Annotated in this window: 7 protein-coding genes and 1 pseudogene; all 8 read right to left on the bottom strand. The window is 33.1% G+C overall.

Features of this window, described 5'->3' with window-relative positions:
* Nucleotides 1-482, bottom strand: a pseudogene (locus Q0649_RS20120) (hypothetical protein); the annotation flags it as partial.
* A complete protein-coding gene (gene pyrF / locus Q0649_RS20115; RefSeq protein ID WP_298846040.1) occupies nucleotides 454-1320 on the bottom strand; it encodes an orotidine-5'-phosphate decarboxylase in 867 nt (288 codons plus the stop codon). The gene pyrF and the pseudogene Q0649_RS20120, both read right to left, overlap by 29 nt.
* 22 nt (nucleotides 1321-1342) lie before the next feature.
* Nucleotides 1343-2563 (bottom strand): dihydroorotase, encoded by a 1221-nt coding sequence (locus tag Q0649_RS20110; protein WP_298846046.1) that lies wholly within the window; start codon nucleotides 2561-2563, stop codon nucleotides 1343-1345.
* Between the two features lie 92 nt (nucleotides 2564-2655).
* Nucleotides 2656-3090, bottom strand: coding sequence for an aspartate carbamoyltransferase regulatory subunit (locus Q0649_RS20105; RefSeq protein ID WP_298846037.1), 435 nt, complete (start codon nucleotides 3088-3090; stop codon nucleotides 2656-2658).
* The gene (gene pyrB, locus Q0649_RS20100) at nucleotides 3090-4016 is read right to left on the bottom strand and encodes an aspartate carbamoyltransferase (RefSeq protein WP_298846034.1); all 927 of its coding nucleotides are present in this window, start codon (nucleotides 4014-4016) and stop codon (nucleotides 3090-3092) included. Before pyrB ends, Q0649_RS20105 begins: the two co-directional genes overlap by 1 nt.
* Nucleotides 4017-4290: 274 nt before the next feature.
* The gene (gene dhaM / locus Q0649_RS20095; RefSeq protein ID WP_298846032.1) at nucleotides 4291-4680 is read right to left on the bottom strand and encodes a dihydroxyacetone kinase phosphoryl donor subunit DhaM; all 390 of its coding nucleotides are present in this window, start codon (nucleotides 4678-4680) and stop codon (nucleotides 4291-4293) included.
* A 3-nt stretch (nucleotides 4681-4683) separates the two neighbouring features.
* On the bottom strand, nucleotides 4684-5334 hold the full coding sequence (gene dhaL / locus Q0649_RS20090) for a dihydroxyacetone kinase subunit DhaL (protein ID WP_298846029.1): 651 nt from the start codon (nucleotides 5332-5334) through the stop codon (nucleotides 4684-4686).
* Between the two features lie 53 nt (nucleotides 5335-5387).
* Entirely contained in the window at nucleotides 5388-6386 is a 999-nt protein-coding gene (dhaK, locus tag Q0649_RS20085) for a dihydroxyacetone kinase subunit DhaK (protein ID WP_298846043.1), read from the bottom strand.
* Nucleotides 6387-6391: the final 5 nt, after the last annotated feature.

Here is a 6391-nt window from a genome sequence, read left to right as displayed (position 1 = left end):
TCCACAGAATAATCCACAGTTTTAAACCCTGAGTACAAATCTATTTCACAACCAGTAAGCTTTTTAATCAAATAAACAAGTGGAGCTATACCAATCCCTCCAGATACAATAGCAATTTTCCCTTTAATTTTTTCTACATCAAATCCATTTCCGAGTGGTCCCATTATCTGAAGTTCGTCATTCTCACGAAGTTTACTAAGATGTTTTGTTCCTTGCCCTACTATTTGATATAAAAAACTCATTTTCTCATCATCTACATCATATACACTTATAGGTCTTGGTAATAGTGGCTCAAGCTCCCCCGTCTTTAACATAAAAAATTGTCCTGGTTTTATGTCGAATTTACCTTTTATAGAAAGCTTATACACACCCTCACTTACTAAAACATTCTCATATGTCTTCTCGACTGAGTATTTCAAATAAACCCCTCCAGTGCTTAATAAAAATTGTATATTATTTATTAGCTGCTTTTCGTATTGCATCTCTCATTTTTATAGCTTCTGCTCTTGCGCACTGTTCAAAATGAATTCCACCATTTTCAACTTTTTTATAAGCAAGCAAAATACTTCTAGAAGCATTCACAACTCCACCATTTCCATTTTTTAAATAGATAGCAACATCATTTGCTGCTCCACCTTGTGCTCCATACCCTGGTATTAGGAAAAACATTTTTTCAAGATCTTTCCTCATCTTTAGCCCTTCATCTATGTGTGTACATCCAACAACCCCACCTACAGAGCTATAACCACATTGACCCATAAATTCACTACCAATTTTAAGTAGTTTTTCTCCAACTATATCATAAACTTTTTTATTTTCTTTATTTTCTATATACTCTATATCTCTAGCACCTTTATTGGATGTTCTTACTAGCGAAAATATTCCTTTTTCATTGTTTTTTACATAAGGAAGATATGGTTCAATACTGTCCATCCCCATATATGGATTAACAGTTATGAAATCACTTTCAAAATCTCCTTCAAAATGAGCTTTTGCATACATTTGAGCAGTTTTAGCAATGTCTCCTCTTTTAATATCTGCAATCGCTAAACATTCCTTACTTTTTATATAACTTAAAGTGTCTTTATATACTTTTAAACCATTTAGACCAAGCGCTTCATAATATGCTATTTGCACCTTATAACATGCTGCAATATCATATGTGGCATCAATTATCATTTGATTAAATCTATATAATGCGTGCTCATCATGCATAAATTTATTTCTAAACTCTACTGGTAAATACTCTAAATCAGTGTCAAGTCCTACACATACATTACCTTTTTTTTCTACACTCTCAAATAATCTATCTATAATCAATCATTATTCCACCTTTACTATTTTATTTACTTATCCATTCTTCCTTTTTATCCGTCTTAGCTTTGTAAATTATTCTTCCTGCTTTAATAGTACACATTACTTTTCCTGATACACTCTTACCATCAAAAGGAGAATTATGTCCTTTTGATAAAAATTGTGAGCAATCAATATTGTACTTAGTTTTAATATCTAAGAGAACCAAGTCCCCCTCAAATCCAATTTTAATTTCGCCCTTATTTAGCTTCATAATTTTGGCCGGGTTTTTTGACATCAATTCTGAAAGTTTATTTATAGTAATGTGACTTTCTTCTACCAATTTAGTGTAACATACTGGAAAGGAGGTTTCTAGCCCCGATATACCAGGAGCTCCATTTATTTTATCCTGCTCGCTATGTGGTGCATGATCCGTTGCTATAACATCCACGAAACCATCTTGCATCGCCTTAATTATAAAGTTCACATCCTCCACTTTTCTCATAGGTGGATTTACTCTATACTTTGTTTCCTCGGTAAGTGCTATATGATGTGGCGTAACCTCGCAAGTAACTCGCACCCCCTGTTTTTTAGCATCTATTATATCTTTCATAGCTTCTTTTGTACTAACATGAGCTAGGTGCAGTTTGCAATCTGTAAATTTTGAAAGAGAGATATCTCTCCATGTCATCATGTTCTCTGCAAGCCTTGTATCAATATCCACCAGCTCCTCATTTTCAGCATGAGATATTATTGTTAAGTTCTTCTCTTTAGCTAAAATCATGGCCTCAAGCATTATGCGGCTGTTAGAAACACCCTTCCCATCATCCGATATAAATCTAACCGCAGGTGTTAACTGATATAAATGATCTATAGATTTTCCAAGTAAATCCTCCGTAATTGAAGCACATTGATGTATATCAACAAGATTTATTTTCTTTGATTTTTCAAGGACCTTATCTATTACATCCATTGAACTACATACGGGTTTTGTATTTGCCATTAAATTTATTGCAGTATAACCACCACGAACAGCTGCCCTACTTCCAGATAACAAGTCTTCTTTATATGTATATCCCGGCTCTCTAAAATGACTGTGAAGGTCTATAAAAGAGGGTGCTAAAACATATCCCTCTCCATCTAATACCTCACAGTCTTTTTGTAGATTTTTTCCTATTTCATATATTATACCTTTATTTATATAAACATCAAAAATTGAATCTTGTGATGAATCAACTACCCTTGCATTTTTTATCAAAACTTCCATTATTTTATCATCCTTTCACGCTTTATTAAAATTCTACTGTATGATCTAACTTTTATTTAAACTGTTCATACCTTTTAATTCAAATTAAGTGTTTATTATGATATGTTATTAGGGGTGTTAATCTCATCACAATACATACATCTATACTCGCCTTTTTCTCTATTCGATAAATAGAAACTATGTTTAATTTCTTGCTCGGTAGATGTAATACATCTTGGATTAATACATTTTATTACGTTTTCAACATTATCAGGTAATTTTAATTTAATTTTACTTTGAATTTTTTCTCCATTTATTATATCTATTGTTATGTTAGGATCTATAAACCCTAAAACAGTATAATCTATATCAATTTCATTTTCTATTTTAATTATATCTTTTCTTCCTAGTTTACCACTAGGTGCATTCATTATAAGTGCCACAGTAAATTCAGCTTTATCCAAACCTAAATAGTTAAATATTTTAAGTCCTACACCTGCTTTAATATGATCTATTACTATTCCTCTTTTTATACTATTTATGCTTACCATTATTTATCATCCCCCAAAAGTTTAGCAATAAGTGCCATTCTTACATACATACCATACTTTGCTTGTCTAAAGTAACATGCCCTTGGATCAAGATCTAATTCCACAGCTATTTCATTAACTCTTGGAAGTGGGTGAAGTATTATCATATCTTTCTTCGCTTTTAGCATTTTTTCTTTGTTTAATATATAAATATCTTTAAGTCTTATATAGTCTTCTTCATTAAAGAATCTTTCCTTTTGAACTCTAGTCATATACAAAATATCAAGTTCTCCAATAACCTCTTCTAATTTTTCAACCTCTTCAAACTCTATATTATTTTTCTCAAGTACTTCTTCTTTAATATATTTAGGTATTTTTAACTCATTTGGAGCTATAAGTACAAACTTAATATTTTCGTATCTAGACATAGCTTTTATTAATGAATGAACTGTTCTACCAAACTTTAAATCACCACAAATCCCTATGGTTAAGTTTGATAATGTCCCTTTAATATTTCTTATGGTTAAAAGATCTGTTAGTGTTTGCGTTGGATGTTGATGACCGCCATCTCCTGCATTTATTACTGGCATTTGAGAATTCATAGCTGCAACTTTAGCTGCCCCTTCTTTAGGATGCCTTATTGCTGCGATATCAGCATAACACTCTACAGTTCTTATCGTATCAGCTACACTTTCTCCCTTTGAAGCAGAACTAGATTTTGCCTCTGAGAATCCTAGAACCTCGCCGCCAAGTCTTAACATTGCTGCTTCAAAACTTAATCTTGTACGTGTGCTAGGTTCATAAAACAATGTTGCTAAAATCTTACCATCACATATATGAGCATAATTCTTCGGATTTTTAATTATCTCGTCTGCATAATCAAATATTTCCTCAAGTTCTAGTAGTGATAAATCCATTGGGTCAATCAAATTTCTTCCTTTTAACATATTATATCCTCTCCTTCTCAGTCTCTCGGACTAAATTTAAAGGTACTGTAATACTTTTAATATTTTGTTCATTTATGATTTTTTATAAACAAAAAACGCCATCTCTATTATGAGAAGGCGTAGTAATAACAACTTTAAACATCTACTTCCTTCTCGATCTCTCGGATCAAATTAAAGGTAATTTTTTATCTATGCTTTTGTATTATATTACTATATAATTCACTCTTTGTCAACATGATTTTCTATTAAAATCTAATGGTTTATTATATATTCTTTATGCCATTTTATGAAGACACAACTTCTTAGTTGCTACTTCAATCTCAATTAAACTTTTACCAATACTGCTATCTACGGCTATAGTAATAGCTCCTTCAACTAGTGCAACATCTAAAACCTTCACATTTTTCTGCATTTCATCTGATAAAGATTCAATTGCCATCTGAGCATTCATACATGCACTACCAAGATCAAATAGTACAGCAACACCATCTCGCGTATAAACTTGTTTTATAGCTGAAATAATTTTTTCTAAATCCGTTCCAAGTTCATTATCGCTTGTACCACCAGCTGCAGCAATAGGTACCTCTTTTGCCATTTGCAGTGCTAGTTCTTTTACCCCTTCTGCCACCTTATTACTATGCGAAACTATTACAATCCCTACCATAGCTTACACCTTACTTTCATTTATAAGTTTTACTTCTTCATAAATAGTATTCAATATTAAAAAACTCGAAGTTGCACCTGCATCTTGATGACCAATACTTCTTTCGCCAAGATAACTAGCTCTTCCTTTAGTAGCAATTATAGTTTTTGTATATTCCACGCCTTGAAGCGCTGCATCTTTTGAAGCTTTTAGAATATCAAGTGGTGTTTTACCTGCATCTTCTGCTTTTTTCATAACATCAATTGCTGGTGCTATGGCATCAATCATTGTTTTTTCTCCTCTTTGGGCTTTTCCACGCATCATAACTCCAGCAAGTGCTGCTTCAAGTATCTTAATATAATCATTAATATCAATATTTGATTTGCCATTAATTATAGTAGCTGCTTTCATAAAGGCTGTGCCATATAATGGGCCTGCTGCCCCTCCTACATTTGAAACTAGTGCCATTCCTGTTTTCTTGAGAATAACTCCAATATCAAGTCCATCATCATCCTTCAATTTTGCAACAACTGCACTAAAACCTTTATTCATATTTATCCCATGGTCTCCATCACCTATCGCTGCATCAAGTTCACTTAAATAAAGCTTATTTTCTTCAAGTACTTTTGATATTCTATTCAAGATTGATATTACCTGTAATCCTGTAATCCCCATTATTTCACATCCCTTTTTATGGCTAATCGTTTTCATTTTGCAATGCTAAGTTTTTATAATACTTTTAATGCTGGTGTATCTGCAGGTGCATCTAAGAGAGCTTTTAATTCATCATCTAGTTTTAATAATGTAACAGAACATCCTGTCATTTCAAGAGAAGTCATAAATTCTCCAACAAACGTTTTATAAATTTTTATTCCTTTTTCTTCTAATATCTTATGAACTTTTCTATTCACAATGTATAACTCCATTAGTGGCGTAGATGCGAGTCCATTGACCATAACTGCTACTTCAGTTCCTTTTGCAAGTGGCATGTCCGTTAATATTTTCCCTACCATATGATCTACTAGTTCATCAACAGGTTTAATAGTTTGTCTATGAGTACCTGGTTCTCCATGAATACCAATACCGATTTCGATTTCGTCCTCACCTAGTGTAAAATTAGGTTTTCCAAGTGCAGGGACCGTGCAAGGTGTTAATGCAATTCCCATGCTTCGCACATTGTAAGCTACTTTCTGTGCTACAATTTTAACTTCTTCTAAACTTGCTCCAGTTTCCGCTTTTGCACCAGCTATTTTATGTACAAATACGGTTCCAGCAACTCCACGTCTTCCTGCTGTAAAAAGACTGTTCTCAACTGCTACATCGTCATTAACAACAACACTTGCAACATTTATACCATCCATTTGCGCCATTTCACTTGCCATCTCAAAATTCATTACGTCTCCAGTATAGTTTTTAACAACTAAAAGAACTCCGGGTCCTCCATTAACTGCTTTTATAGCTTCATATATTGGATCTGGTGCAGGTGACGTAAATACTGGTCCTAAAACTGCTGCATTTAGCATTCCTTTTCCTACATAACCTGCATGTGCCGGCTCATGACCACTTCCCCCTCCACTAACTAATGCAACTTTTCCGTGTATCGGTGAAGCTTTTCTAACAATTACATCTGAATTTTCAAGTTTTCTAACATAACTTGGATGTGCCATTACCATTCCTTCTAACATCTCTTCAACAACAGAATCTGGATTATTAATTAATTTTTTCATTTATA

It is taken from the genome of uncultured Clostridium sp. (assembly GCF_937920395.1).
Classification (GTDB): Bacteria; Bacillota; Clostridia; order Clostridiales; family Clostridiaceae; genus Clostridium_AD.
This window is presented reverse-complemented; position numbering and strand designations above follow the sequence as displayed.